Consider the following 25,085-nt stretch of genomic DNA (forward strand, 5'->3'; position numbering starts at 1 on the left):
GCAATAAAAAGAGCGCCGCGATCACGCGACGTTCCGATGAAGCGCCAACTAGAGGGATTCGCGCCGAAATGCAAGCCCCCGCGCGGCGAACCGCGCCCGCCGCGCTCCCGGACCGCCCTGCCCGCTCGCGGGATTGTGTCCGACCCGTGCCTTATGGCATAGGTAGCAGGACGAAACTAACATCATAATGAGGGACAGGCCATGGCGACCCAGCTCAAGCGCAACAGCAAATATAGCGAAGCCGAATGGACGGCGCGGCAGGAGCTTGCCGCCTGCTACCGGATCTTCGCGATGATGGGCTGGGACGAGATGATCTTCAACCATATCACGGTGAAGGTCCCCGACGAGGAAGGTGCCTTCCTGATCAACCCCTATGGCTTGCATTTCAGCGAAGTGACGGCGTCGAACTTGATCAAGATCGACATCGACGGCAACAAGGTCGACGAGGATAATCCCTGGCACGTCAACAAGGCGGGCTTTGTCCAGCACAGCCTGTTCCACCGCGTCCTCCCCGACGCGCATGCGATCATCCACACGCACACCACTGCAACGATGGCCGTCTGCGGGCTCGAGGGCGGGTTGCAGCCGACCAACTTCTATGCCTGTAACTTCATGGGCCAGCTCGCCTACCATGATTTCGAAGGCATCACCGTACGCGAGGAAGAGGGCGAGCGGCTGGTCCAGAACCTCGGCGACAAGCGCATCCTGATGCTGCGCAACCATGGCCCCGTCGTGATGGGCAAGTCGCTTCCCGAAGCCTTCCTGAAATATTGGGTGCTCCAGCGCGCGTGCGAGATCCAGCTCGCGACGATGAGCATGGGCCAGCCGATCCTGGTCGGCGACGATGTGGTCAAGGTCCACCAGCGCGACCTTTACATGGCACAGATTCCGGGCGGCGCAGGCCGCGCCGAATTCGACGCGATGGTGCGCAAGGTCGACAAGATCGACACGAGCTGGCGTGACTAATCCCACCGCTGCGCTAACAGGGGCGGCATGACGCGATTCTCGGTCAACGACCGCCCGGTCGAATATCGCATGGAACCCGAAACGCCCCTGCTGTGGGCGCTGCGCGACGCGTCGAATTTGACGGGGACCAAATATGGCTGCGGCACCGGCGAGTGCGGCGCGTGCACCGTCGACATCGACGGCGAGGCGATTCGCAGCTGCATGGTCACCATATCCGAGTGCGAGGGGCGCTTCGTAACGACGATCGAGGGACTGGCGCGCGATCGCAGCCATCCGGTGCAGCAAGCGTGGGTCGCCGAACAGGTGCCGCAATGCGGTTTCTGCCAGTCGGGCATGATCATGGCGGCCGCCGCCCTCCTCCGGTCGAACAGCAATCCCAGCGATGCCGAGATCGACGCGGCGATGACCAATATCTGCCGCTGCGGCACCTATCCGCGCATCCGTACCGCGATCCGGCTCGCCGGTCGCGTGATCCGCGGCGAGGAACGCATTGCTGCCGCGCCGCCGCCGGGAATCCGCCCCGAAGACGCAGCGCAGGCTGTCCCCGCGCTGCGTCTGCCGCCGGGTAGCTGAACGCACCTGTTCATCTAGCTGAACAGCAGGCAACAGCGCGGTCAGCCATCGATCATCTTGCGAAGAGTAAGAATCGATTCATCATCCCGGCTGGCGTCTCCAGCACACGGGACATGAGTTGGAGAATGGCGAGATGAAGAAGATGTTCGGAGGGTTGCTGATCGCTGCGACGATCCTGACTCCCATCGCCCCGGCGGCTGCACAGGCGTCGGGCGAGCGGGTGCAGATCGCGCAGCGTGGCGACCGCGGAGAGCGCGGCGACCGCGGCGACCGAGGACCACGCGGTCCCGAAGTGCGCCGCGGCGGCGGAAACTGGGGCGGTCAGGCCCGGCCCGAGCGCCAGCAGAGCGAGCAGCCGCGCGCCGAGCGCCAGCAGCGCAGCGAAATGCGCCAGCAATGGCGAGAGCAGCGCGGCAATGACCAGCAGCGCCAGGCGCAGCGCGAACAATGGCGACAGCAGCGCGGGAACGACCAGCAGCGGCAACAATGGCAACAGCGCAGCAACGAGCAGCGCCAGCAATGGCAGCAGCGCGAGGCGCAGCGTCAGGCGCAGCAGGTCGATCGCCAACGCGGCGGAGTTTACGACCGCAACAACGATGGTCGCATCGACCGCCGGTGGGACCGCAACCGCAATGGCGAGGTCGATCGGCGTTATGATCGCAACGACAATAATCGCGTCGACCGGCGTTACGACCGCAATCGCAACGGCGACCTCGATCGCCGCTGGGATCGCAACAACAACAACCGCATCGACCAGCGCGACCGGCGTTACGATCGCAACCGTGACGGCCAGATCGATCGGCGGTACGACCGCAACAACAACGACCGCGTAGACCGGCGCTATCGCGACGGGCGCAATGATCGCTGGGACCGCGGCGACCGCCACAATCGCTGGAACCGCGACTGGCGCAGCGACCGCCGTTACGACTGGCACAGCTATCGCGAGCGGAACCGGCACTATTACCGCATGCCGCGCTATTACAACCCGTATCGCGGCTATGGCTACACGCGGTTCAGCATCGGTTTCTCGCTGAACTCGCTGTTCTACAGCCAGCGCTACTGGATCAACGATCCCGGCTATTACCGCCTGCCGCCCGCTTACGGGGGTTATCGCTGGATCCGCTATTATGACGACGCACTTCTGGTCGACACTTATTCGGGCGAAGTGGTCGACGTGATCTACGATTTCTTCTGGTAATATTCCTTTCGGTTATCAGATGACAAACTGAGGGGTCGGTTCGCCGGCCCCTTTTTTTGGTGGTGGCCGCTAACGACCGATCGCAAACTTTTGCCGTGGGCCTCTTTTCATAAGAACTGGTCGGGGGCGCCCAAGAGGATACGAGCACCTTCGTGGAAGTGGTCTACTTGCGGTTGCTTCAATCTGAACTGCCGCAGCACAACCTCATCCGCCGCCGCCTTCAATCTGAAATTGCCGCTCTCCAACAATCGCGCGACCCAGTCGAGGAACTGACCGAGAGATTCCGCGAGCACGACTTTCACATCCTCGTCGCGCCCGTAGAGGATCACTTGCCCAGCCCTGCCGCCGGGCCATGGGTCAAAGTCGAGACCGATATGTCCGCTTGAGCCATCATTGGTCAACGGTATCCAACCGGGATTGGTGTAGGCTGGGTCGACTGCGCCTTCAGGCCACCCTCCTCCTGGAATAGCGTAACGATTGCCGCCAAACTCGGTCAATGTGCTCGTCCAAGCCTTCCAATCCGCCGTCGCATGTTCCAGCGTCAGCAGCGGAAGTCCGTAGATGTGACCCCAGCGATCGTCGTTCTCGCCATTATGCCACTTGTACAGTTGGCGATATGAGCGCGGCATCCTGAAGCCGACCAGATGCTCAAAGGCATCGAGCTGCGCATCGGTGGCCGGCGGATTGAACACATATTTGTCTGCTGCCAGATTCGCGGCATACCACGCGTCGAGCCGCGCGAGCACCGGCGCAATGTCTTCATCCAGCATCGGCTTCGCTTCGCCCTCTGGACGCTTGGGGATGGCGTTCGGCGACATCGCTGGCTTCCTGGTCAACTGGCGCATGGCGCAGACGGACGGCAGCAGCCCACCTATGGCGCAGGCACCAAAGATGGAACCGCTGATCAGCAGGTTGCGCCTACTCCGATCCATGTTCATCCATGCGGACCATATACGGGGGTAATTGCTAACATCCGCTTTCCTCCCATTCCGGGCGGCGGCGGAACGGCAGTTCCCCCTTGCCCTCCCCCGCCCGCCGCGCCACGGTGGCTCGATCAGACAGGGGAGACTTCATGCGTAAATTGGGAATGGTCGCGGCAGCGACGCTCGCGCTGCTCGGCACGACAGCCTATGCGAAAACCACTATCGTTTATGCGGGCCGCGTCATCACCGACGCCAGCAAGCCCGCACAGGGCCAGTCGACCGTCACCATCACCGACGACCGCATCACCTCGATCGTCGCCGGTCGCGCCGAAGCGCCCGCCGGCGCCGAGGTTGTCGACCTTGGCGACAAGACCTTGCTGCCCGGCCTCATCGACCTCCACGTCCACCTGACCGGCGATCCAGGTGAGGATTATCGCGCCGCGACGGTCGACCCCGACGAATGGGGCGTCGTCGTCGGCGCGAAAAATGCCGCGATCACGCTGCGTGCGGGCTTCACCACCGTACGCGAGGCGGGGTCGGCGCAATATACTGCCTATTCGCTCCGCCGCGGCACGGCCAACGGCTTTATCGAAGGGCCGCGAATCGTCGCGGCGGGACCCTCATTGTCGATCATCGGCGGGCATGGCGACGTGACCGGGTTCCGCGAGGACATTCACGACGTGCTCGACCAAGGCTATACCTGCACCGGCGCGCTCGAATGCGCCGAAAAGGTGCGCAAGGCGTCGCGCGCCGGCGCCGACGTCATCAAGATCACCGCGACCGGCGGCGTGCTGTCGCAGCAGGGGCGCGGGCTCGAAGGCCATTTCACCAGCCCCGAATTGCAGAGCATCGCCGACACCGCGCACTCGCTGGGCCTGAAAGTCATGGCGCACGCGCATGGTGCGGGCGGGATCACCGCCTCGGCCGCCGCGGGCATCGACAGCATCGAGCACGGCACCTTCGCCGACGATGCGACGCTGAAGGTGATGAAGGCGAAGGGCACCTATCTCGTCCCCACGCTGATGGCGTTCGAGGGCATCCGCGAGCGGCTCGGCAAGGGCATCTATACCCCGACCGTCGAGAACAAGGTGCGCATGACGCTGAATGACGTCGGCAAAGCGGTGACGCGTGCCAAGGCGCTCGGCGTGCCGGTCGCCTTCGGCACCGACGCCGGCGTGTTCGAACATGGCCGCAACGGGCAGGAGTTCGCGCTGCTCGTCAAACATGGGCTGACCCCGCGCGAGGCGCTGGCGAGCGCGACGACAGTTGCGGCGAAACTGCTGTCGCTCGAAAACGAGATCGGCCGCATCGCGCCCGGCATGTCGGCGGACATGATCGCAGTCAGCGGCGACCCGCTGAGCGACGTCACCGTGCTGGAAAAGGTCGATTGGGTGATGGCGCGCGGCCGCATCGCCGATTGATCGCGGCCGTCACGCGGCGCGGCGGATACGTCCCCGCGCCGGCGTGACCGTCTTCGGACCGGTCAGCCCGTCGATCTCGACCGCCTCGGCAAACTTCACGCCGACGCGGTTGCCCGCCGACCAGCGCGCCTCGGCATCGAAGGTCTGGTCGGCGCCGAATTCGAGCGTCAGCACCGTCCCGGGCGGGACATTCCATAGCCCCTCGATCAGCGCCCCGCGCGACGATATGTTGCGGACGATCCCCTCATATCGATACCCGCCGCTGCCGACCTGGATCGTGCGGAAAGTCGTCAGCCGCGCCTCGCGCGCGCTCTTGTATCCCTTCGCCTCGACGCGCCCGCCGCCCTCGCGGAGCAGGGCCAGCACCTCGACCAGATCCATCGGACGCCCATAGATATAGCCCTGGACATGGCTGCACCCGAGCCCGCGGATCAGCGCGAGGTCGTCGTGCGTTTCGACGCCTTCGGCGGTCGTTTCCATGTCGAGCGCGGCGGCCAGCCCGACGATTGACGAAATGATCGCGGCATTCATGCTGCTGGGGTCGGCGGCGCCGAGGACGAAGCTCTGGTCGATCTTGATCTTGTCGAACGGCGCCTTCTTCAGATAGCCGAGCGCCGAATAGCCGGTGCCGAAATCGTCGAGCGCCAGCCGCACCCCGGTGCGCTTCAATTTCTGGAACATCGCGAGATTTTCGGGACTTTCGTCGAGGAAGACGCCCTCGGTGATCTCGAGCTCGAGCTGCTCGGGACGGATGCCCGCCGCCGACACCGCGCTCATAATCGTCGCCGGCAGCTTTTCATTGGCGAACTGGCGCGGCGAGACATTGACCGCGACGCGATATCCCGGGCCGAGATGCGCGATGGCGGCGCAGGCGGACCGGATGATCCATTCGCCGATCGGCACGATGAGGTTCGACTCCTCGGCGATCGGAATGAATTTCGAGGGGCTGATCAGCCCGTCGGTCGCATGATGCCAGCGGATCAGCGCCTCGAACCCGGTGATCCGCTCGCTCGCGACGTCGACGATCGGTTGATAAAGAAGCCTGAGTTCGTCCTTTGCCAGCGCGTCGCGCAGCGCATCCTCGATCGCCTTGCGCTCGCTCGCCTGGTTGTGCATCGCGTCGGCATAGAAACGATAGACGCCGCGCCCCGCATCCTTCGCGGCGTAAAGCGCGAGGTCGGCGTTGCGGACGAGCGCCGACGCCGGCACCCCCTGCCCGTCCGATACCGCGATGCCAAGCGACGATCCGATACGCACCTGCTCGCCCTCGATCGAAAAGGGCTTGGCGAGGCTGAGGATGATCGCATTGGCGATGCCCGCGAGCTTTTCGGGCTGGCTGAGCTGCGGCACGACGATCTGGAACTCGTCGCCGCCGAGACGCCCAACCTGTCCCTTGTCACCGACGATCTGCGTCAGGCGCCCCGCGACCTGTTGCAGCAACTGGTCGCCGACCGGATGCCCCAGCGTGTCGTTGACCGCCTTGAACCGGTCGAGATCCATCAGCAGCAGCGCGCAGGGCTGCGGCTGCCCGCTATGGCTCTTGAGCGCGCGTTCGAGCAGGTCGGTGATGTGGCGCCGGTTCGCGAGGCCCGTCAGCGTGTCGTAGCGCGCGAGCTGGTTGATCTCGCGCTCGGACCTTTTCTTGTCGGTGAGGTCGGTGCCGCTGCCGCGAAAGCCCTGAAAATTGCCAAGCTCGTTGCTGATCGGCTGGCCCGAAATCGACCACCAGCGCTCCTCGCCCGGCACCGCGGCCTGCACCGTCAGCTCCTTGAACGGAGTGCGCGACGACAGGCTGAACCCCAGCGTCCGCTCTTCGCTCTCGTCGTTGCCGATCCGCTTGCGGATGATGTCGGTAAAGGGATGGCCGAGCAGGTCGGCGAGCGGCCGGTCGAGCCGCGCCGCGACGGTCGGCGAGATATAGACGAGCTGGCCATAGCGATCGGTTTCCCAGAACCAGCCGCGCCCCGCGCGCTCGAAATCGCGCATCAGGTTCAGCGCGCGCTGCTGGTCGCTGACGCCGAGCCGCGCGGCGCGCGTCGCGCGCCGCTGATGCCGGACGTCCTCGCGCATCATGACGATCAGCAGGCCGAGGAAGACGAAGCCTGCGACAGCGAACGGCCAGGAGGCAACGCCAATGGCCCCGCCTAGCGCCGTCGCACCCGCGAAGGCGAAAAAGGCGGGGCGGTCCACCGCGACCGCCGACGCCGCGACGAGCAGCGAGCCGATGTGGATCGCGGTAAAGGCATCGAAATGGCGGCTGCCGTCGGGGACCGCGATCGCGTCGAACATCGCCGCGGCGTTGAGCAACGTGCCGAGCGCGATCAGCGCCATGCACAGCATCGCCATCAGCCGCACTCGGCTGTGCGCGATCGGACGCGGTTTACGCATCGCCTGCCCGATCACCGTCAGCGCGATATCGCATGGCAAGCCGGCGGCCATGACCAGCCAGTGCGAAGGATGATCGAGGAAGCCCGCAAGGCCCGGCACGAAAGCGAAGGTCAGAAACGCAAGGACGCGGCCGATCAGCACATAGTGCCACAGCTTCGCCACACGCATCAGGTGTGTGACGAATTCCGGTGAATCGAACAGCGATTCGCCCGCTGGCAAATCGCCGCCTCCCGGCCGGATGATGTTACGCCGAACCCCCAATGTTCCGAACTTCCCCGCTTTTCTGGTCGCGGCGACCAGTGGCCAAAAAGGGGTTTCCAAATCCTTACCGCAAGCCGGTGATTTCCGCCGATATTGTGCCAAAACGGAAGGGGTTACGTTTCGGATCGCAACTTGTTATAGTCGAGCCATGCCTGCTGTTCGCCTGTTCCCGCCCGACCGCTTTTTCGACCGTGCCGAATGGTCGGCGATCACGCGTGCCTCGTCATGGCGCGGGATCTGGCTCGTCGCGCACGCGTGGATCGTCAGCATCGCGCTTGTCGGCCTTGCCGCCTGGTCGCAAAACCCGCTGGGGTGGCTGCTGGCGGTCATCTTCGTCGGCGGACGCCAGCTCGGGCTCGCGATCCTGATGCACGACGCGGCGCATGGCGCGCTCCATCCGAACCGGAAAATCAACAATTTCCTTGGCCAATGGCTGACCGGCGCGGCGGTCGGATCGGACCTGATCGCCTATCGCACCTATCATCTCCAGCATCATAAGTTCACCCAGCAGCCCGAAGACCCCGACCTGTCGCTGTCGAAACCCTTCCCCACCACGCGCGCCAGCCTGTGGCGCAAGATACTGCGCGACATGACGGGCCAGACCTTCTTCAAACAGCGCATGGCGCAATTCGGATTCGCCTTCGTCGGCTTGAAAGCGATGCTGCGCGGCGAACAGGGGCAGAAAAGCGGCGCGAGCACCAAGGCCGGGACGCCGTTCAACAAGCAGTCCGACGACGGCATGACGTCACCGACGATCGACGTCGCGGGCGCGATGGCGGTAGCGCGCGCGGTCGGGCGTTTCCTGATCGTGCAGGCGGTGCTGCTCGCGGCGTCGCTCGCGCTCTATGGCTGGACGCCGTACCTGCTCTGGCTCGCCGGGCTCGCGACGACCTTTCAGCTCTATCTGCGTATTCGCAACATCGCCGAACATGCCTGCACGACGACGGGCAGCGACGATCCTTTCACCCACGCGCGCACCACCCACGCCGGCTGGTTGGCGCGCGCGACGGTTGCTCCATATTGGGTGAATTATCACGCCGAGCATCACCTGTTCATGGGTGTGCCCTGCTACCGGCTGCCGGAGGTACACGCGGCACTCGGCCGCGCCGGACGGCACGCGGAGATGACGATCGCGCCAAATTATGCCGCGGTGCTGCGGCAGGTCACCGCAAAAGGCTGATCAGCCCTCCTGCACGAAACGCGCGCCGGCGCGGTCCTTGACCGTCTTTTCGGGGTCGAAGATCATCCCGTTCATCGCGACATAGACCCCGGGCGGCAGCGTCTGCGCCGCCGCAAGCGCGAAGCCGACGTTGAATTCGGCATCGCTCGCGCGCACCGACGCCGGCTGCATCGCGCCGGTCATCACGATCGTCTTGCCCGCGATTCCTGCGAGCACACGCCCGGTGACGACCATCGTGTCGGTGCCGTGGGTGACGAGGATGCGCGAGGCATCGCTCGCGGTGACCGCGGCGCGGATCGCCTCGCGGTCGGCATCGTCGAGTTCGAGGCTGTCCTTGCGCATCAGTTGCGTGACGCGGTGCGGGACGTGGACGTTGTTTTCGCGCAGCATGTCGGGGATCGCCGCGGGGCCGATCTGGAATTCCGAAAGCGCGTCGAAATAGACTTTGTCGATCGTCCCGCCGGTCGTGAAGATATCGATCACGTCGCTCATGCGCACTCATCCTGGATCGGCAGCGCCGGAGTGCCGTCGGGCGCGGCGAAGGGCTGCTTGAAAGTGAAAGCCTCCGCCGTCGGCCCATTCGTTTCGAGCATCGCGATCCGCGCCATGCCCTCCGCAACACTCGGGCGATGCCCCGCGGGAACCCACCACAAAGCCTGATAGACCGCCATATGGTCGAACCATTCCTTGCGCCGCTTCATCACCGTCAGATGATCGGGGGTGCGATAGACATAGGCCGCGAGTGCATCAATATCGCGCCACACCGACATGTTCGCGATCAAGTGCGGGTCGTCGGTCACCGGCACATCGGTCGCGTTGTTACCCTCGCCGGTCAGCCGCCAGACGAAGCCGTCGGCGGCCTCGGCCACCGCGTTCACATGATCGAGCGCGTCCATGAAATCGCGGTTCGCGACATGCTCGGGCGGCAGGCGGAAACGGCCGATATTGATCTGCGCGAGTTGGAAAGCAGGCACTACAGGCATGAAACCACTCCCTAATTCCCGCTCGTGTCGAGCGAAGTCGAGACACCCATCGGCATCGAGCAAGGTCGAGGGGCATCTCGACTTCGCTCGATGCGAACGGAATTTTATGCAAGCGCCTCGGCGATCAGTCGCCGCGTGTTGTCGATCCCGAACAGCGCGATGAAGCTGCCCATGCGCGGGCCCGCGCTCGACCCGAGCAAAGTCTCGTAGAGCGCCTTGAACCAATCGCGCAGGTTTTCAAAACCATAGGCCTCGTTCTTGCCGATCGCATACACGATGTTCTGAATATCGTCGGCCGAGGCGTCGGCGGGGAGCGCCGCGAGTTCGCCGTCGAGTTCCTTCAGCGCCGCACCCTCGCCGCCCTGCGGCTTGCGGCGCTTCAGCGTCGGCGCGACATAGTCGCGGTTATACGCCATGGCGTTGTCGATCAGCCGGTCGAGCTCGGGATAGGTCGTCGCATTCGCGCCGTCGACATATTGGCCGAGGTAGCGCCAGATCTGATCCTTCGACGCGTCGGCGCCCATCACCCCGACGAGGTTGAGCAGCAAGCCGAACGTCACGGGCAGTTCGGTCGCCGGAATCGCCTCGCCGCGCGCGACATGGACATGATGCGCGGGGTTGCCGAGCCGCTTGTCAGGCTCCTGCGACGGATAATTGCCGCGCATCTGGAGATATTCGTCGACCGCCTTCGGGATCACGCCGATGTGGAGCTGCTTCGCCGCCTTGGGCTCGCGATAGGCGAAAAAGGCGAGGCTCTCCTCGCTGCCATAGTCGAGCCACTGCTCGAGGCTGAGGCCATTGCCCTTCGACTTCGAAATCTTCTCGCCCTTTTCGTCGAGGAACATCTCGTAGATCAGCCCCTCGGGCTTGCGCCCGCCAAGCGCCTTCGCGATCTTGCCCGACTGTACGCCGCTGTCGGTCAGGTCCTTGCCGTACATTTCGTAATCAACGCCAAGCGCGACCCAGCGCATCGCCCAGTCGACCTTCCACTGCAGCTTTGCACCGCCGCCGAGGATCGAGTGGGTGATCGTCTCGCCCTCATCCTCGAACGACACGAGGCCCGCGTCGGCATCGACGACGGTCACCGGTACCTGCAGCACGATCCCCGACTTGGGACTGACCGGCAGGATCGGCGAATAAGTCGCGGCACGCTCGGCACGCAGCGTCGGCAGCATGATGTCGAGAATGTCCTGATTGTGGCGAAGGACATTCTTCAACGCCTCGTCGAACGCGCCCGACTTATACTTCTCGGTCGAACTCACAAACTCGTACTGGAAGCCGAACCGGTCGAGAAACTCGCGCAGCATCGCATTGTTATGATGCGCAAAACTTTCATACTTTCCGAACGGATCGGGGATCGCGGTGAGCGGCTTGCCCAGATATTCGCGCAGCATGTCGCCGTTCGGCACATTGTCGGGAACCTTCCGCAGCCCATCCAGGTCATCGCTGAACGCGACGAGCCGCGTCGGCGCGCCGCCGGTCAGCGCCTCATAGGCGCGGCGGACCATCGTCGTGCGCAGCACTTCGTTGAAGGTGCCGATATGCGGCAGACCCGACGGACCATAGCCCGTCTCGAAAAGGATCGCCTCGCCCCCGGGCTTGCCATCGGGATAGCGTTTGACGATCTTGCGCGCTTCCTCGAACGGCCAGGCCTTGGACGTTTGCGCGGGTTCGCGCAGCGAAGGGTGAAGGTGCAAGTCAGTCATAGCTGCGCCCCATAGCGACAAGAAGCGCCGATGGAAAGGAACACGGAAAACTGCGCAACTTCACTCGTGAATCGCCAACATCGTTCGGCTCTTCCGGGCTTAAGGAGACAAAGGATACGCATGCGCACATCCATTTTGTCTCCTTTGTCGCTTTATCGCGAGAGGCAGCTGTCGATCGCATCGGACAGTATCAAGCATGCCGGTGCAATGTAGGAAAGCCGATATATCGGCCGATACCGGTCTGTGCCGCCGCGTCTAAATTCAGCCCCGCGATTGCAGCGCCGGCATGAAGCTGCTCCGGCGCAGCAGCGCGGCCGACACGAGCGACACCAGCAGCGCGACCGGGAATATCTCGGTCAGCGTGAGCGCCATGCGGAACAGCGGATTTTTATATTGCTCCGCCAGCGCCCCCATCTCGGCCGAAAATCTCGCGATCTCGGCCGCCGATTTGCCGGCGGCGCGCATATCCTCGACACTCTTCGCGATATAGTCGGCCATGAAGGTCCCACCGGTCTGCCACATATAGAGTTCCCAGCCAAAGACGTAGAAAAGCGACGCGACGAGCCCGATGCCGAGGCCGACGCCGAGCGCCTTCCAGAAGGTGATCACGCCGCCCAGATTGACGTCGCGATAGCGCTTCACGCCAATGAACACGAAAAGCAGCGCGACGAGCATCGACAGATAGCCCGCGACCATGCCCATCGTGCCATGATCGGCGACGAAGGTGATGCTGATAAACATGCCGATAATGACGATGACGCCCGCGACGGCGCCGTAAACCGCAATGATCCTGCCCATGACCCTGTCTCCCCATCTGATGAATGCCATGCGCGATGGACCGGAACAACGGGCGAAATCTATCGCCCAAATGGGTGATTTGACGCCCGTCGCCCGATTTTACGGCAGGATGTCGAGCGTCCGCGCCTTTTGCACCGCCTGCGTGCGGCTGGCGACCGCCAGCTTTTCATAAACGCGCGCGACATGCGTCTTCACCGTGTTCGGCGAGATATCGAGCTGGCGCGCGATCACCTTGTTGGCGTGCCCTGCCGCCAGCATTTCCAGCACCTCGCATTCGCGCGCGCTGAGCCCCAGCGCCGCGATCGCCGCGTCGTTGCGCGCAAAAGCCCGACGCGGCCGCGCGGTCAGCCGGTTGCCGGCCCATATGCCGAGCGCAACGCAATTGACCGCGACGCAGACAATATAAAATTCGGTCGACCAGCGGTGCACGACATGTTTGTAGTTCAGCCACTCGAGCAGGAACGCCGCGGCGGCGAGACCGATGCCATAGAGGATGATCGGACGGACCATGATCCGCGTAGATCATTGTCGGCGATCGCTTGCAACATTGTCCCGGCGCGAGCCAACATCGTTACCGGAAAATTTACCATGTGGGCGTAGCGTCCCGGACATGGACAATTTTCGCACCCCCGCCGCCCGCGGCCACAAGCGCACCCAGGTATCGATCGAGGTCACGATCAACGGCGTCCTCAACTTCATCGACGGCCGGATCACCGACTTGTCCGAAGGCGGCGCGCGCATCGACGGGGCGAGCATGCCCGCGCGCTCGCGCTGCGAAATTCACTATGGCGGCGAGGTTACCTATGCGGTGGTGATGTGGTCGGAATTCGACCGTATGGGCGTGCGCTTCCCCTACGAGCTCACGCACGGCCCGCTCTACAACGCCCTGAAACGCGCGCGGACGGCTTCGATGGTTCAGCCCGCGCAGATATTCATGGGCAGCCGCCCTTCGACGTTTGGGCGCCGCGGGCTAAGTTAAACATCAGGGAGCCAAGCGTCAGAAGGGCGCGATCACCACGCCCGTGCGCTCATTGTCCCAGATCATCGCCATGATCCGCCAGCCAAGATCCGGATCCTTGAACAGCTGAATCGAATTGATCCCGCGTCGTTCGGGCTCTGCGTCGTCCAGCGCAGCGCGTGCTTCATAGGCGCTCCAGGCATGGGCGATATTGCCCAGGACATCGACCCGCCGCCCGATCTCGATCTCGAAAAAATCATTTGCGGCGAAGAAAGGCGTAGTGTCGCGCGCATAATCTTCGAGTCCCATGCTGCGGAACGTCGCGCGGCCGTCGGCATCGATCGACGTCCGGATCTGCCGTGCGTCGGGATGAAAGCAATTCGTCTGTCGCGACCAGTCGCGCGGCCCCTTGGGGCCCGAGATCATCGCGTACATCTCGTCGATCACCGCACCGATCGCCGCCTCTTCGCTCATCCGGTCTGTCCTTTCATATGGTTGGGTCCAGCGTCGCCGAACCTCCCCACAACCGCAAGAGGAAAGCTGGCGATCGACCGGATCGCCTTGCCGCGTTCGCCTTTTGTCCCTAGCGTGGGGCGATGGCTCCCGACCCGCTTACCCTGCCCGCGATTCATGCGAGCCATATCGGCATCTGGATCGCCGACACGCATGGCCGCGTCCAGCGTGTGGGGCGCGGTGAAGCGATTGCCGCGGTCGCGGCGACGCCGCATTTGCTGCTCAACGCGACGCTGACCGGCGACCGTCTCGGCTATCCCGAATTGTCCGGCCTCGACCTGCTCGAGCTGTTCGCTTTCCTCTATCCCGCGCGCTTTGCTGTGCCGACCCCCGCAGGGATCGCCGCCGCGATCGGCCTGACGCCGCCGAAAGGCGAAGAGGATATCGCCGCTTTCCTGTCGAAAGCCGCCGCGGCGATGCTCGGCAGCATCGACGACTCCGACTGGCCCGAGCGCGAGGGCGCGTGGCACGGCGTGCAGGCGCTATCCCGCCAGCGCTGGTCATGGTCGCCGCTAGTCCAGCCGCGGCTGTCGCAGCCCGACGCAAACGAACGCTGGCTGTTCGCGCGCCTGCCCGAGTGGGAGGAGGAGTCCCCGCGCGGCGCGCCGCGACAGGTGACGATCAATGCGGACGATGTGTCGGCGCGGCTCGACCGGCTGACCGGCGACGGCGCCGAGCGGCGGCCCGGGCAGCAGGATTATGCGCGCGCGACCGCCGCAATCTTTGCCCCGCGCGATCGCAAGGATGCGCCGCAGATGCTCGTTGCCGAGGCGGGGACGGGCATCGGCAAGACGCTCGGCTATCTCGCGCCGGCGAAACAATGGATCGACCAGTCGGCGGGCGCCGTCTGCATCTCAACCTTCACCAAGGCGCTGCAGCGCCAATTGTCGCGCGAGACCGAGCGCCTCTACCCCGACGCCGCGACGCACCGCGAAAAGGTCGTGGTGCGCAAGGGGCGCGAGAATTACCTCTGCCTGCTCAATCTGGAAGACGCGTTGCAGGGCGGCTTTTCGGGGCGCGCCGCGATCCTCGCGCAGCTTGTGGCGCGCTGGGCCGCGTATACGCGCGACGGCGACATGGTCGGCGGCGATTTGCCCGGGTGGCTCCCCGCCCTGTTCCGCCGCAACGGCACGACGGCGCTCACCGACCGGCGCGGCGAGTGCATCTATGCGGGCTGCCCGCATTTCCGCAAATGCTTCATCGAGCATTCGGCGCGCGCCGCGACGCAGGCCGAGATCGTCATCGCCAACCATGCGCTGACGATGGTGCAGGCGGCGCGGCCGCGCGACGGCGGCGCGCCCGCGACGCGGCTGATCTTCGATGAGGGCCATCATCTGTGGGACGCCGCCGACAGCATGTTCGCCGCGGCGCTGACGGGGCAGGAAGCGGTCGAAATCCGCCGCTGGGTGCTGGGCCCCGAGGGTAAGTCGCGCGGGCGGCGGCGCGGGCTCGCGGCGCGGCTCGCCGATGTCGCGAGCTATGACGAGGCCGGCGACCGCGCGATCCAGGCCGCGATCGCCGCAGCCGCCGAACTGCCCGGCGACGGCTGGCTCGGCCGACTATCCGAAAACGACCCGTGGGGCGCGATCGAGCGGCTGCTCGTCGCGGTGCGCGGACAGGTTTATGCGCGCGCGGTCGACACGCGCACCGCCGACGCGGGCTATGGGCTCGAAACCGAGCTCGCCGATCCCGATTCCGAGCTGGTGACCGCAGCCGCGGCGGCGAGCGACGCGGTCGAGGCGTTGCTCCGCCCACTGATGGCGCTCGGCAAGCGGCTCGAGGCGTTGATCGAGGATCCACCCGACTGGCTCGACGGGCAAGCCCGGGCAAGGGTCGACGGCGCGCGGCATAGCCTCGGCACGCGAATCGACACGCTTGGCGGCTGGCTCTCGCTGCTCGGGCGCGTCGGCGGCCCCGCCGATCCCGATTTCGTCGACTGGCTGGCGGTCGATCGGTACGACGGGCGCGAGTTCGACTGCGGGCTGCACCGCCACTGGCTTGATCCGGCAAAGCCCATCGCCGACGTCGTGTACCGCCCGGCGCAGGGTGTGCTTGTCACCTCGGCGACGCTGCGCAACGGCGGGCACGGGCGCGGCGGCTGGACCGACGCCGATATCCGCACCGGCGCGCGTCACATGGACGGCGGCGTACAGCATTTCGCGGTCCCCAGCCCGTTCGACTATGCGCGCCAGTCTGAAGTGCTGATCGTCACCGACATTCCGCGCGGCGACCTGCCCGCGCTGGCGGGCGCATACAGCCGCCTGATCGAGGCGTCGGGTGGCGGCGCACTGGGGCTGTTCAGCGCGATCCGCCGGCTGCGCATCGTCCATTCGCGTATCGCCGACCGGCTGGCGCGCGCGGGGCTGCCGCTGTTCGCACAGCATGTCGATCCGCTCGACACCGGGACGCTCGTCGACATTTTCCGCGCCGACCCGCACGCCTCGCTGCTCGGCACCGATGCCTTGCGCGACGGGGTCGACGTTCCCGGCGATTCGCTGCGGCTCGTCGTGATGGAGGGGGTGCCCTGGCCGCGCCCGACGATCCTCCACGCGGCAAGGCGCGCGGCGCAGGGCGGCAGCGCCTATGACGACATGGTCATCCGTGCGCGCATCGGGCAGGCGTTCGGGCGACTGATCCGCCGCGCCGACGATTTCGGTCAGTTCGTGATGCTCTCACCCAGCTTCCCGTCGCGCCTGCTCAGCGCCTTTCCCGAAGGCACCCCGATCCGCCGCCTGCCGCTCGACGAAGCGGTCAACCATGTCGCCGCGGCGAATGTCGAGCGCAGAAAAACCGCCTTTCCAGCCTTTTCACCGTCATAAGTTTCCGGCACAAGGCCCGCGAACGAGGACAAGAGCGTGGGAGCGCGGGGAGAGATTTTGAAGACTTTGACCATCCTGCGCCATGCCAAATCGGGTTGGGACGTGCAGGTCGAGCGCGATTTCGACCGCCCGATCAACAAACGCGGGGCGCGCGGCGCCGAACTGATCGGACAATGGCTGAAACGCCAGAAGCTGCCCGTCGACCGCATCATTGCCTCGCCCGCGGTGCGCGTGACCGAAACGCTCGATATCTTCCAGCCCGCCGCAGACCTCGACACACTCGAGCCGCACTGGGACCGGCGCATCTATCTTGCGTCGGCCGCGACGCTGATCGACGTGATCCGCGACACCGGCAAGGATTCCGAACATCTGCTGATTTCGGGACATAATCCGGGGCTCGAGGATCTGATCCTGATGCTCGTCCCCGAATCGGCGGACGATGACCTGCGCGCAAAGGTCGAGGAAAAGCTGCCGACGTCGGCGCTGGCGCGGCTCGAACTCGACATCGGCAACTGGCACGATCTCGATACGAACAGCGCGCGGTTCGTGGGCTTCATCCGCCCGCGCGATCTCGACCCGGCGCTCGCGCCGGCGATGGATAATGACTGAAACCTAGCCTATCGCCGCGGCGAGCCGCTGGCGGAGCGCGACCAGCGCCTCGACCGGAATTCCCTTCACCACGCGCATCGGCGCGGCGCTGTCGAGCGCCTCGCGGGTCAACGGTGCGCGCGCCGTCGGTGCGGCACCCGGCTCGGACAGCGCCTTGCGCGCGCCTTCGACGGTAAAGCCCTGGACATGCAGCAGATGGTGGATGCGCTCGGCAAGCGCGACGTCCTCGGCGCGGTAGTAGCGGCGGCGGCCCGAGCGCTGGAGCGGCTTCAGCTGCGGGAAACGCGTTTCCCAATAGCGAAGCACATGCGTCGGAACGCCGATGCGCACCGCCAGTTCGCCGATGGCGAGCATTGCGCCGGACGCCTTGCCGCCATCGTCGGTCATCTCAAAACCCGACATGGGTCAGGTGCGGTCTATTTGCCGGCAACGCGGGCTCGCATCGTCTGGCTGGCGCGAAAGGTCATCACACGCCGCGGCAGGATCGGCACTTCGATGCCGGTCTTGGGGTTGCGGCCGATCCGCTCCGCCTTGTCGCGGAGGACGAAGGTGCCGAAACCCGAGATTTTCACATTCTGACCGACCGCGAGCGCGTCGGACATATGATCGAGAATCGATTCGACGATTGCGGCCGATTCATTGCGCGACAGCCCGATCTGCTGGTTGATCCGCGTCGCAATGTCGGCCCGCGTAAGAGTCCCTGCGGTCATGTTGATCCCTTCCCCCTCTGAAGCGAAAATGCACGATGGGTTCTCTGACAGCCCCCACCGTCACGAGTCCCTGTACGCATATGTAACAAATGCGAATTAATCCGCCAAACTGAAACGGATGGAGCGAGAAGTTGACGCGCCGGAGCGAAGCGTCAGACGCGCAGAACCGCGGCGCCCCAGGTGAAGCCGCCGCCCATTGCTTCGAGCACCACCAGGTCGCCGCGCTTGATGCGCCCGTCGCGCACCGCGAGGTCGAGCGCGAGCGGCACCGAGGCCGCCGACGTATTGGCGTGCTGGTCGACGGTCAGCACGACGCGTTCGGGCGGCAAACCCAGCTTTTTGGCGGTTGCGTCAATGATCCGCTTATTCGCCTGATGCGGCACGACCCAGTCGATCGACTCGGCCGACAGGCCGACGTCGGCCATCACCTCGGCGAGCACCGAGGCGAGGTTGGTGACGGCGTGGCGGAAGACTTCGCGGCCCTGCATCCGGACGTGGCCGACCGTCCCCGTCGTCGACGGCCCGCCGTCGACATAGAGCATATCTGCGTATTTTCCCTCCGCATGGAGGCGCGTCGCGAGGATGCCCCGGTCGTCGTCGACATCCTTGGCCGACAGTATGACCGCGCCCGCGCCGTCGCCGAAGAGAACGCAGGTCGTGCGATCTTCCCAGTCGAGGATGCGGCTGAAGGTTTCCGAACCGATCACCAGCGCATGCTTTGTGGCGCCGGTGCGGAGCATCGAGTCGGCGACCGACACGGCATAAAGGAAGCCCGAACAGACCGCCGCGACGTCAAACGCGATGCAATCGGGGATGCCGAGCAGCGCCTGCACCTTGGTGGCGCTGGCGGGGAATGTATTGTCGGGGGTCGCGGTGGCAACGATGATCAGGCCGATGTCGGCGGGCTCAAGCCCCGCGGCCGCCAGCGCCTGCTTTGCCGCAGCGGCGGCGAGCGTTGCCGTCGTCTCGTCGGGTTCGGCGATATGGCGGAAACGGATGCCCGTGCGTTCGACGATCCATTCGTCGCTGGTGTCAACGCGCTCGGCGAGTTCGGCGTTCGAGACCCGCGTGCGCGGCAGGGCCGACCCGGTGCCGGCCAATATGGCGCGGAGCGTCATGCTGCGGCGCCGCTACGGAAATTCGCGAGATCTTCGGTCACCTGACGCGTGATATCCTTCTCGATCAGTTCGGCGCAGAGGTGGACGCAATTGGCGACCCCCTTGGCATCGGCGCTGCCATGGCTTTTGAGCACCACGCCGTTGAGGCCAAGGAACACCGCGCCATTATGGTTGTTGGGATCGAGATGATGCTTGAGCAGCTCGGTCGCGGGGCGCGAGATCAGAAAGCCGATCTTCGAGCGCGTCGAGCTGGTGAAGGCGCGGCGCAAGAGGTCGGTGACGAAACGCGCCGTCCCCTCGATCGTCTTCAGCGCAATATTGCCCGAAAAACCGTCGTGCACGATCACGTCGACATTGCCGCGCGACAATTTGTCGCCCTCGATGAAGCCGGTGAATTCCATCGGCAAGCCATGCGCCGAGCGCAGCCGCGTCGCGGCATCGCGAATCTCATCGGTACCCTTCAGCTCCTCGGTGCCGATGTTGAGTAGCGCGACGCGCGGCTTTTCCAGACCCATCGCGGTGCGCGCATAGGCCGCGCCCATGACGGCGAACTGGATCAGGTTGTTGGCGTCGCAATCGGTGTTGGCGCCAAGGTCGAGCATCACGACGTCATTGTCGCCGAGCGTCGGCAGCAAGGCCGCGAGCGCGGGCCGGTCGATGCCCGGCATCGTGCGCAGCGCGAGCTTCGCCATCGCCATCAGCGCGCCGGTGTTGCCCGCGGACACGGCGCCGCCGGCATCGCCGCGCTTCACCGCGTCGATCGCGAGCCCCATCGAGGTGCTTTTTGCCTTGCGCAGCGCCTGGCTCGGCTTGTCCGAACCCGACACCACGCCGTCGGTGTGGATGATATCCGACGCCGCACGCAGATTGGGGTGATTTTCAAGCGCCGCCTTGATCTGCACCTCGTCGCCGACGAGGATGAAGCGGAGGCCGTCGTGCTTGTGGCGCGCCATCGCGGCGCCGGCGAGCATCATGCGCACGCCGACGTCACCGCCCATCGCATCGATTGCGATTCGCGGTGTCAGTGCCATCAGGACGCCCTCCGGCTAATGCTTATGCGCCGACCGACACCACTTCACGGCCGTTATAATGGCCGCAGGCGTTGCAAAGATTGTGCGGGCGCTTCAGCTCGCCGCAGTTCGGGCATTCCTGAAAGGCTTCAACCTTCAGGCTGTCGTGGCTGCGACGCATGCCGCGCTTCGAGGGCGAGGTTTTTCGCTTGGGAACGGCCATGATATTTCCTGCATTCTTAAAGTGTGTGTCACGAATCGGCTACCCGGATTTGTCACCGCCGTCGCCGGAAATGACTGGCCCGCCCGCCACGCCGAAGCCCGTTCCCGGCCATGTGAGCCAGGAAAAGTCTTCCGCCGGAGGGTGCCTCAACGCCAGATGGTGTCGGGTGCCGGATCGGGCGCGGCTATAGCGTTTTTGCCCGCAAAGGCAAGCCCATTGCGTCCATCGCCGTGCAGGCTTGCCGCCCCGGCCGGGGGATGTCACACCCTGCCCGCTGCCGGCAAGCGAAACGCGCCGGTCCATAAGGGGGAAACCAGATGATAATCTTGCCGATCAGCCTGACGATTGCCGCCGGGGCGGCGCTGCTCAACCTGTGGCTTGCGGTGCGCGTCGGCCGCGTCCGCACGAAGGAAAAGGTCTTCATCGGCGATGGCGGCAACGACCTGCTGACGCGGCGCATGCGCGCGCACAGCAATTTCGTCGAAAACACGGCGTTCGTGCTGATCCTGCTCGCGCTCATCGAACTCGGCCTTGGCTCCTCGCTCTGGCTCTGGGGCGTTGGCGCGCTCTATCTTGTCGGGCGCATCCTGCACGCGATCGGAATGGACGGGATGATGTGGGGCCGGATGGTCGGCACGATCATTACGATGCTGACGCAGCTCGGCCTCGCGATCGGCGCGCTCGCGATCGTCTATCTGACGCCGACGAGTATCACGACGACCGAGATCGAGGAAACGGCGGTAGCGGCGCCGGAGTGATCTTCTCCCCTCCCGCTTGCGGGAGGGATCGGGGGAGGGGCTAGCCGAGGGCCAAAACATGCCCTCCCCTAGCCCCTCCCGCAAGCGGGAGGGGAACTAACCCGCCGCCCCCAGCGCCATATCGCTAACGAACGGATTGGTCCGCCGTTCGTGGGCGAAATTGCTGTGCGCGCCATGCCCCGGCAGAAAGGTCGTGTCGCCGCCGAGCGGCCACAGCTTCTGCGTGATCGAATCGAGCAATTGCTGGTGATTGCCGCGCGGAAAGTCGGTGCGGCCGATCGATCCCTGAAAGATCACATCGCCGACGATCGCGAGCTTCGACGGCGCGTGGTGGAACACGACATGGCCCGGCGTGTGCCCCGGGCAATGGATGACGTCGATGGTGAGATTGCCAACGGTCACCGTGTCGCCGTCGACGAGCCAGCGATCAGGCTCGAACGATTCGCCAACCATGCCGAAACGCGCGCCGTCCTCGGCGAAGGCATCGATCCAGAAGCGGTCGTCCTCGTGCGGCCCCTCGATCGGCACGCCGAGTTCCTTCGCGAGCATCCCCGCCTGTCCGCAATGGTCCATATGGCCGTGGGTGACGAGGAGCTTCTCGACCTCGACGCCAGTCTGCCGGACAGCGTCCTTGAGCTTGTCGAGATCGCCGCCGGGATCGACGAAGGCCGCCTTGTTTGTCTCGGTGCACCACAGGAGGGTGCAATTCTGCTGGAAAGCGGTGACGGGCACGATCGCCGCGCGCATCGGAGGATTGGGAGCGTTCATGGCGGCCGATGTGGGGAAATACGCCGGAAATGGCAAGAGCGGGAGCGACCGCTGACGGCCGATACCAGTCGTCGCCGGCAGCTAACCACCCCTGAGCTGCCTCAGCGCAGCGTCATCGTGTCGCCTTCGACGTTCACCGCGGCGAGTTTCGAGAGGAAGCTCTGCCCGAGCAGCGACACGCCCATATCGGCATCGACCACCGCCGCCTGCACCTGCCCCACCTCGATCCCGTCGACCTCGACGCTGTCGAGCATGACCGTTCGCATCGGGACATCGCCGCCCGCGGTGCGCGCGGTGCCGCTGATGGGCAGGCTATCGACGTCGATGCCGATGGATTCGGCGTCGTCACGCGTCAGCGCGACAATCGATGCGCCGCTGTCCACCATCATCCGGATATTCGTGCCATCGACTTCGGTGTCAGCATAGAAATGCGAGTCGCCTGACCGATCGAGGCGCACCGTTCCGCCCGAGGATTTGGGACTCGATGCCGAAGACCATGTGCCGCCCTTGCTACGCTGGGTCGTCCAGTTTCCGTTGTCATCGCTGCTGCTATCGGCAGGGCCCTGCGCATCGGCCATGCTTGTCGAGCGGCCGGCGATGCCCGCCATGCCGATCGACACCACCGCAATCCCGGCGGCCAACGTAAGAAATCGCCCGATCATTGGCCCCTCTTGTCGCAAAAGAGGGTTGGAGATTGGTTAAGCGGGCTCGCGCGGGGCGGCAGTGGCAAGAGCACCGCCTTCGCCTTGTTCGATGAACGCACGCCAGGCCGGAATTCCGCCACGAATGCTATAAGCGATCCGCGCGCAGGCATAGGATCGCCCCGGCCGATTATCGGCCTCGACCGCGGTCGCCGGCCATGACCCCGCGCCGTCGCTGCGCGCCGACCAGCAGACCAGCGCCTCCGCCTCCTGACCTCCCTCGATCGCCGCGCGTTCGTCCGCGCTCAGCGACGCGGGGGCGCTCCAGCCGAGGATCGCGCGGTGGGTAAAGTCTTTTGAGAAGAGCGCGTGAAGGAACGGGCCGTTCCGGTCGCCGAGCAGATTCTTGACGCGCACGCGATCCGCGGCGGACAGCCACCGCCCCCCGAGTAAAGGCCCCCATTGGGCCTCATCGCGCGAGCGTAGCGCCATCGCCAATTCGTCCGCCGCAGCTGTAAAGCGCGGCGTCCACACGGAATCCGGCGCGAGCGGCGCGAGTCTGGAAGAGGGTTGCGCCGCCTCCGGTTCGGTCGGCAGCAAGGATGTCGGCGCCGCAACGACGGGAGCCGACAGGGCGAAAGCGGCGGCGAGCGCCGACGAAATCAGCATAGCGCGCATGCCCGACACTCTAGCAGCAAAGGCTGCATCTGTCATGAACCCGCGGCAAGCCCCTCGCGGAGCCACGCGGGTGCGGCGGCCGCTTCGATATTCTCCACCCGCCGGTGCTCGACCGACCAGCCGAGGTCGGGATAGGCGATGACCTGCCGCTTTTCGTCGGCCTCGGCGATCGGGACGACGACCAGCCGCCGGTTGACCTTTTGCCGCCAGTTCATCCGCGCGGTGTTTTCCTGTCCGACATAGCAGCCCTTGGTGAAGCTGACGCCGTTCAGGTCGATGGCATTGCATTCGAGCCACAAGGTCGTGCCATCCCCCAATTCGGCGCGTCCCTCAGTGACGCCGAGCGCAAGGCGATGCGCACGCCAGGCAGCGTCGGCGCCCTCGCCTTCTCCGGCGGGGGCAAGCCAGCGCTGGCCGAGTTCGGGAAGGCGCGGGTCGACGACGCCGAGGTCGCCCTGCGGCGCCCAATGGACCGCGAGATCGGGTTCGGCCGCAATGGTGATCTCACGGCGCAGCCGATAGAGCGTCAGGCGCTTCGCCAGCGCTTCGGCCGCCTCGCGCTCGCAATCGATCAGCACGTCGCCTTCGTCGCCCCAGATCAGGAAATCGAACAGCGCCTTGCCTTGCGCGGTCAGCAGCGCCGCCCACACCGGCAGATTGCCCGAGGTGTCGTTGGTCACCAGCCCCTGAAGGAAGCCGCGAACATCCTCCCCCGACAGACGGATGAGGGCGCGGTCGTTGAGGGTGGTATTGGTCATGGCGATAATCTAGGGACGCCCCAGCCAAAACCAAGCCACAAGTTGACGAGTCCGACCATGACCGACCGCCTGACGATCCGCCGCCCTGACGACTGGCATGTCCATCTGCGCGATGGCGCGATGCTGGATCATGTCGCGCAATACACCGCGCGCCAGTTCGCGCGCGCGATCATCATGCCGAACCTGTCGCCGCCGGTGACCACCGCCGAGGAAGGCGCCGCCTATCGCGAGCGGATCAACGCCGCCGTGCCCGCCGGGCTCGACTTCACCCCGCTGATCGTCGCTTATCTCACCGATCACAGCAGCCCCGACGAGATGGCGCGCGGCCATGCCGAGGGGGTTTTCACCGCGGCGAAACTCTATCCCGCGCACGCGACCACCGGCAGCGCGCATGGCGTCACCGACGTCGCGAAGATCATGCCGGTGCTCGAGCGGATGGCCGACATCGGCATGCCGCTGCTCATCCACGGCGAGGTCACCGACCATGACGTCGACATCTTCGACCGCGAGGCGGTGTTCATCGAGCGCACGCTCAAGGGACTTGTCCGCGACCTGCCGGGACTGAAAATCGTGTTCGAACATATCACGACGTTGGAAGCGGTCGATTTTGTGACGGCTGCCCCCGCCAATGTCGCCGCGACGATCACGCCGCAGCATCTCCACACCAACCGCAACGCGATGCTCGTCGGCGGCATCCGGCCCCACGCTTATTGCCTGCCCGTCGCCAAGCGCGAGCAGCATCGGCTTGCCGTTCGCGCCGCCGCGGTATCGGGCTCGCCGAAATTCTTCCTTGGAACCGACAGCGCGCCGCATGCGGTGCACACGAAGGAAGCCGCGTGCGGCTGCGCGGGCATCTTCAACGCCCCCTATGCGCTTGAATCCTATATCCAGGTGTTCGACGAGGAAGGCGCGCTGGGCAGGTTCGAAGGCTTCGCCAGCGAGCATGGCCCGAATTTCTATGGTCTGCCGCTCAACACCGGCACGGTGACGCTCGAACGCGGAGAAACCGTCGTTCCAGACAAGATCGGCGAAGTCGTCCCCTTCCATGCCGGCGAAACGCTCGGCTGGCGGCTGGTTTAGTATTTTCGTCACCCCGGACTTGATCCGACCTCAGCGCCGCGGTGG

Annotated in this window: 27 protein-coding genes; 10 read left to right on the forward strand and 17 right to left on the reverse strand. The window is 65.2% G+C overall.

From position 1 onward, the window contains the following. The first annotated feature begins 201 nt into the window (after positions 1–201). The 3 genes from V8J55_RS15470 to V8J55_RS15480 all read left to right on the forward strand — a co-directional run bounded on the left by V8J55_RS15470 (position 202) and on the right by V8J55_RS15480 (position 2,737). Positions 202–966, forward strand: coding sequence for a class II aldolase/adducin family protein (locus tag V8J55_RS15470; protein WP_336446486.1), 765 nt, complete (start codon positions 202–204; stop codon positions 964–966). Between the two features lie 27 nt (positions 967–993). After that, positions 994–1,539: a (2Fe-2S)-binding protein gene (locus V8J55_RS15475; protein WP_037510264.1), complete on the forward strand. Its 546-nt coding sequence runs from the start codon at positions 994–996 to the stop codon at positions 1,537–1,539. A gap of 133 nt (positions 1,540–1,672) precedes the next feature. Continuing rightward, positions 1,673–2,737: an RcnB family protein gene (locus tag V8J55_RS15480; RefSeq protein WP_336446487.1), complete on the forward strand. Its 1,065-nt coding sequence runs from the start codon at positions 1,673–1,675 to the stop codon at positions 2,735–2,737. A 107-nt stretch (positions 2,738–2,844) separates the two neighbouring features. On the opposite strand, the gene V8J55_RS15485 is transcribed toward V8J55_RS15480, so the two are convergent. Further along, positions 2,845–3,555 (reverse strand): SMI1/KNR4 family protein, encoded by a 711-nt coding sequence (locus V8J55_RS15485; protein ID WP_336446488.1) that lies wholly within the window; start codon positions 3,553–3,555, stop codon positions 2,845–2,847. A 254-nt stretch (positions 3,556–3,809) separates the two neighbouring features. Between V8J55_RS15485 and V8J55_RS15490 the strand changes: the two genes are divergently transcribed. Further along, positions 3,810–5,081 (forward strand): metal-dependent hydrolase family protein, encoded by a 1,272-nt coding sequence (locus V8J55_RS15490; RefSeq protein ID WP_336446489.1) that lies wholly within the window; start codon positions 3,810–3,812, stop codon positions 5,079–5,081. Between the two features lie 9 nt (positions 5,082–5,090). Here V8J55_RS15490 and V8J55_RS15495 read toward each other — a convergent pair whose 3' ends face one another. Continuing rightward, positions 5,091–7,688 (reverse strand): EAL domain-containing protein, encoded by a 2,598-nt coding sequence (locus V8J55_RS15495; RefSeq protein ID WP_336446490.1) that lies wholly within the window; start codon positions 7,686–7,688, stop codon positions 5,091–5,093. 190 nt (positions 7,689–7,878) lie between these two features. Between V8J55_RS15495 and V8J55_RS15500 the strand changes: the two genes are divergently transcribed. Then, a complete protein-coding gene (locus V8J55_RS15500) occupies positions 7,879–8,910 on the forward strand; it encodes a fatty acid desaturase family protein (protein ID WP_336446491.1) in 1,032 nt (343 codons plus the stop codon). Here the strand turns inward: V8J55_RS15500 and V8J55_RS15505 are convergent, their stop codons facing one another. From V8J55_RS15505 to V8J55_RS15525, 5 genes are all read right to left on the reverse strand, one after another. Next, positions 8,911–9,393 carry an asparaginase domain-containing protein gene (locus tag V8J55_RS15505; protein WP_443030834.1) on the reverse strand — a complete coding sequence of 161 codons (483 nt, stop codon included), beginning with the start codon at positions 9,391–9,393 and terminating at the stop codon, positions 8,911–8,913. It lies immediately after the preceding gene. Positions 9,394–9,398: 5 nt separating this feature from the next. Continuing rightward, on the reverse strand, positions 9,399–9,893 hold the full coding sequence (locus V8J55_RS15510; RefSeq protein WP_336446493.1) for a DUF3291 domain-containing protein: 495 nt from the start codon (positions 9,891–9,893) through the stop codon (positions 9,399–9,401). 104 nt (positions 9,894–9,997) lie between these two features. Beyond that, positions 9,998–11,599, reverse strand: a complete 1,602-nt coding sequence (locus V8J55_RS15515) for a lysine--tRNA ligase (protein WP_336446494.1) — start codon at positions 11,597–11,599, stop codon at positions 9,998–10,000. 261 nt (positions 11,600–11,860) lie between these two features. Then, the gene (locus tag V8J55_RS15520) at positions 11,861–12,397 is read right to left on the reverse strand and encodes a DUF4199 domain-containing protein (RefSeq protein ID WP_336446495.1); all 537 of its coding nucleotides are present in this window, start codon (positions 12,395–12,397) and stop codon (positions 11,861–11,863) included. 99 nt (positions 12,398–12,496) lie between these two features. After that, on the reverse strand, positions 12,497–12,907 hold the full coding sequence (locus V8J55_RS15525) for a response regulator transcription factor (RefSeq protein WP_336446496.1): 411 nt from the start codon (positions 12,905–12,907) through the stop codon (positions 12,497–12,499). Positions 12,908–13,007: 100 nt separating this feature from the next. Here V8J55_RS15525 and V8J55_RS15530 point away from each other — a divergent pair, with 100 nt between their 5' ends. After that, positions 13,008–13,376 carry a PilZ domain-containing protein gene (locus V8J55_RS15530; protein ID WP_336446497.1) on the forward strand — a complete coding sequence of 123 codons (369 nt, stop codon included), beginning with the start codon at positions 13,008–13,010 and terminating at the stop codon, positions 13,374–13,376. Positions 13,377–13,394: 18 nt separating this feature from the next. Here the strand turns inward: V8J55_RS15530 and V8J55_RS15535 are convergent, their stop codons facing one another. Next, positions 13,395–13,829: a hypothetical protein gene (locus V8J55_RS15535; RefSeq protein WP_336446498.1), complete on the reverse strand. Its 435-nt coding sequence runs from the start codon at positions 13,827–13,829 to the stop codon at positions 13,395–13,397. A 122-nt stretch (positions 13,830–13,951) separates the two neighbouring features. Here V8J55_RS15535 and V8J55_RS15540 point away from each other — a divergent pair, with 122 nt between their 5' ends. Together V8J55_RS15540 and V8J55_RS15545 are read left to right on the forward strand one after the other, a co-directional pair. Continuing rightward, positions 13,952–16,687, forward strand: a complete 2,736-nt coding sequence (locus V8J55_RS15540; RefSeq protein WP_336446499.1) for an ATP-dependent DNA helicase — start codon at positions 13,952–13,954, stop codon at positions 16,685–16,687. A gap of 57 nt (positions 16,688–16,744) precedes the next feature. Further along, positions 16,745–17,296, forward strand: a complete 552-nt coding sequence (locus V8J55_RS15545) for a SixA phosphatase family protein (RefSeq protein WP_336446500.1) — start codon at positions 16,745–16,747, stop codon at positions 17,294–17,296. 3 nt (positions 17,297–17,299) lie between these two features. Here the strand turns inward: V8J55_RS15545 and V8J55_RS15550 are convergent, their stop codons facing one another. From V8J55_RS15550 to rpmF, 5 genes are all read right to left on the reverse strand, one after another. Continuing rightward, a complete protein-coding gene (locus tag V8J55_RS15550; protein WP_336446501.1) occupies positions 17,300–17,698 on the reverse strand; it encodes a MerR family transcriptional regulator in 399 nt (132 codons plus the stop codon). A 14-nt stretch (positions 17,699–17,712) separates the two neighbouring features. Further along, positions 17,713–18,006 (reverse strand): integration host factor subunit alpha, encoded by a 294-nt coding sequence (locus V8J55_RS15555; RefSeq protein ID WP_336446502.1) that lies wholly within the window; start codon positions 18,004–18,006, stop codon positions 17,713–17,715. Between the two features lie 152 nt (positions 18,007–18,158). After that, on the reverse strand, positions 18,159–19,124 hold the full coding sequence (locus tag V8J55_RS15560) for a beta-ketoacyl-ACP synthase III (protein ID WP_336446503.1): 966 nt from the start codon (positions 19,122–19,124) through the stop codon (positions 18,159–18,161). Further along, complete coding sequence (plsX, locus tag V8J55_RS15565; protein WP_336446504.1) at positions 19,121–20,155, reverse strand: phosphate acyltransferase PlsX; 1,035 nt, start codon at positions 20,153–20,155, stop codon at positions 19,121–19,123. Before plsX ends, V8J55_RS15560 begins: the two co-directional genes overlap by 4 nt. A 22-nt stretch (positions 20,156–20,177) precedes the next feature. Then, the gene (gene rpmF / locus V8J55_RS15570) at positions 20,178–20,357 is read right to left on the reverse strand and encodes a 50S ribosomal protein L32 (protein WP_011541714.1); all 180 of its coding nucleotides are present in this window, start codon (positions 20,355–20,357) and stop codon (positions 20,178–20,180) included. Positions 20,358–20,674: 317 nt separating this feature from the next. On the opposite strand from rpmF, the gene V8J55_RS15575 reads away from it, so the two are divergent. Then, the gene (locus V8J55_RS15575; RefSeq protein WP_336446505.1) at positions 20,675–21,115 is read left to right on the forward strand and encodes an MAPEG family protein; all 441 of its coding nucleotides are present in this window, start codon (positions 20,675–20,677) and stop codon (positions 21,113–21,115) included. Positions 21,116–21,211: 96 nt separating this feature from the next. On the opposite strand, the gene V8J55_RS15580 is transcribed toward V8J55_RS15575, so the two are convergent. The 4 genes from V8J55_RS15580 to ygfZ form a co-directional block, all read right to left on the reverse strand. Then, complete coding sequence (locus V8J55_RS15580; protein ID WP_336446506.1) at positions 21,212–21,883, reverse strand: MBL fold metallo-hydrolase; 672 nt, start codon at positions 21,881–21,883, stop codon at positions 21,212–21,214. A gap of 101 nt (positions 21,884–21,984) precedes the next feature. Next, positions 21,985–22,545 (reverse strand): retropepsin-like aspartic protease family protein, encoded by a 561-nt coding sequence (locus V8J55_RS15585; protein ID WP_336446507.1) that lies wholly within the window; start codon positions 22,543–22,545, stop codon positions 21,985–21,987. 36 nt (positions 22,546–22,581) lie between these two features. Continuing rightward, positions 22,582–23,202 (reverse strand): hypothetical protein, encoded by a 621-nt coding sequence (locus V8J55_RS15590; protein ID WP_336446508.1) that lies wholly within the window; start codon positions 23,200–23,202, stop codon positions 22,582–22,584. A gap of 32 nt (positions 23,203–23,234) precedes the next feature. Next, positions 23,235–23,960 carry a CAF17-like 4Fe-4S cluster assembly/insertion protein YgfZ gene (gene ygfZ, locus V8J55_RS15595; protein ID WP_336446509.1) on the reverse strand — a complete coding sequence of 242 codons (726 nt, stop codon included), beginning with the start codon at positions 23,958–23,960 and terminating at the stop codon, positions 23,235–23,237. A gap of 57 nt (positions 23,961–24,017) precedes the next feature. Here ygfZ and pyrC point away from each other — a divergent pair, with 57 nt between their 5' ends. Continuing rightward, on the forward strand, positions 24,018–25,040 hold the full coding sequence (pyrC, locus tag V8J55_RS15600; RefSeq protein ID WP_336446510.1) for a dihydroorotase: 1,023 nt from the start codon (positions 24,018–24,020) through the stop codon (positions 25,038–25,040). The last annotated feature ends 45 nt before the right edge of the window (positions 25,041–25,085 follow it).

Source organism: Sphingopyxis sp. CCNWLW2 (genome assembly GCF_037095755.1).
In the GTDB taxonomy this organism is placed as follows: Bacteria; Pseudomonadota; Alphaproteobacteria; order Sphingomonadales; family Sphingomonadaceae; genus Sphingopyxis.

Excerpts from the sequence above, each read along its gene's own strand:
- V8J55_RS15490 (WP_336446489.1), top strand. The coding sequence starts at position 3,810 with ATGCGTAAATTGGGAATGGTCGCGGCAGCGACGCTCGCGCTGCTCGGC.
- V8J55_RS15550 (WP_336446501.1), bottom strand. The coding sequence starts at position 17,698 with ATGTCGGGTTTTGAGATGACCGACGATGGCGGCAAGGCGTCCGGCGCA.
- rpmF (WP_011541714.1), bottom strand. The coding sequence starts at position 20,357 with ATGGCCGTTCCCAAGCGAAAAACCTCGCCCTCGAAGCGCGGCATGCGT.
- V8J55_RS15575 (WP_336446505.1), top strand. The coding sequence starts at position 20,675 with ATGATAATCTTGCCGATCAGCCTGACGATTGCCGCCGGGGCGGCGCTG.
- V8J55_RS15555 (WP_336446502.1), bottom strand. The coding sequence starts at position 18,006 with ATGACCGCAGGGACTCTTACGCGGGCCGACATTGCGACGCGGATCAAC.
- V8J55_RS15500 (WP_336446491.1), top strand. The coding sequence starts at position 7,879 with ATGCCTGCTGTTCGCCTGTTCCCGCCCGACCGCTTTTTCGACCGTGCC.
- V8J55_RS15480 (WP_336446487.1), top strand. The coding sequence starts at position 1,673 with ATGAAGAAGATGTTCGGAGGGTTGCTGATCGCTGCGACGATCCTGACT.
- V8J55_RS15560 (WP_336446503.1), bottom strand. The coding sequence starts at position 19,124 with ATGACGCTCCGCGCCATATTGGCCGGCACCGGGTCGGCCCTGCCGCGC.
- V8J55_RS15585 (WP_336446507.1), bottom strand. The coding sequence starts at position 22,545 with ATGATCGGGCGATTTCTTACGTTGGCCGCCGGGATTGCGGTGGTGTCG.
- V8J55_RS15485 (WP_336446488.1), bottom strand. The coding sequence starts at position 3,555 with ATGTCGCCGAACGCCATCCCCAAGCGTCCAGAGGGCGAAGCGAAGCCG.
- V8J55_RS15515 (WP_336446494.1), bottom strand. The coding sequence starts at position 11,599 with ATGACTGACTTGCACCTTCACCCTTCGCTGCGCGAACCCGCGCAAACG.
- V8J55_RS15475 (WP_037510264.1), top strand. The coding sequence starts at position 994 with ATGACGCGATTCTCGGTCAACGACCGCCCGGTCGAATATCGCATGGAA.
- pyrC (WP_336446510.1), top strand. The coding sequence starts at position 24,018 with ATGACCGACCGCCTGACGATCCGCCGCCCTGACGACTGGCATGTCCAT.
- ygfZ (WP_336446509.1), bottom strand. The coding sequence starts at position 23,960 with ATGACCAATACCACCCTCAACGACCGCGCCCTCATCCGTCTGTCGGGG.
- V8J55_RS15535 (WP_336446498.1), bottom strand. The coding sequence starts at position 13,829 with ATGAGCGAAGAGGCGGCGATCGGTGCGGTGATCGACGAGATGTACGCG.
- V8J55_RS15530 (WP_336446497.1), top strand. The coding sequence starts at position 13,008 with ATGGACAATTTTCGCACCCCCGCCGCCCGCGGCCACAAGCGCACCCAG.
- V8J55_RS15525 (WP_336446496.1), bottom strand. The coding sequence starts at position 12,907 with ATGGTCCGTCCGATCATCCTCTATGGCATCGGTCTCGCCGCCGCGGCG.
- plsX (WP_336446504.1), bottom strand. The coding sequence starts at position 20,155 with ATGGCACTGACACCGCGAATCGCAATCGATGCGATGGGCGGTGACGTC.
- V8J55_RS15510 (WP_336446493.1), bottom strand. The coding sequence starts at position 9,893 with ATGCCTGTAGTGCCTGCTTTCCAACTCGCGCAGATCAATATCGGCCGT.
- V8J55_RS15470 (WP_336446486.1), top strand. The coding sequence starts at position 202 with ATGGCGACCCAGCTCAAGCGCAACAGCAAATATAGCGAAGCCGAATGG.
- V8J55_RS15540 (WP_336446499.1), top strand. The coding sequence starts at position 13,952 with ATGGCTCCCGACCCGCTTACCCTGCCCGCGATTCATGCGAGCCATATC.
- V8J55_RS15520 (WP_336446495.1), bottom strand. The coding sequence starts at position 12,397 with ATGGGCAGGATCATTGCGGTTTACGGCGCCGTCGCGGGCGTCATCGTC.
- V8J55_RS15590 (WP_336446508.1), bottom strand. The coding sequence starts at position 23,202 with ATGCGCGCTATGCTGATTTCGTCGGCGCTCGCCGCCGCTTTCGCCCTG.
- V8J55_RS15580 (WP_336446506.1), bottom strand. The coding sequence starts at position 21,883 with ATGAACGCTCCCAATCCTCCGATGCGCGCGGCGATCGTGCCCGTCACC.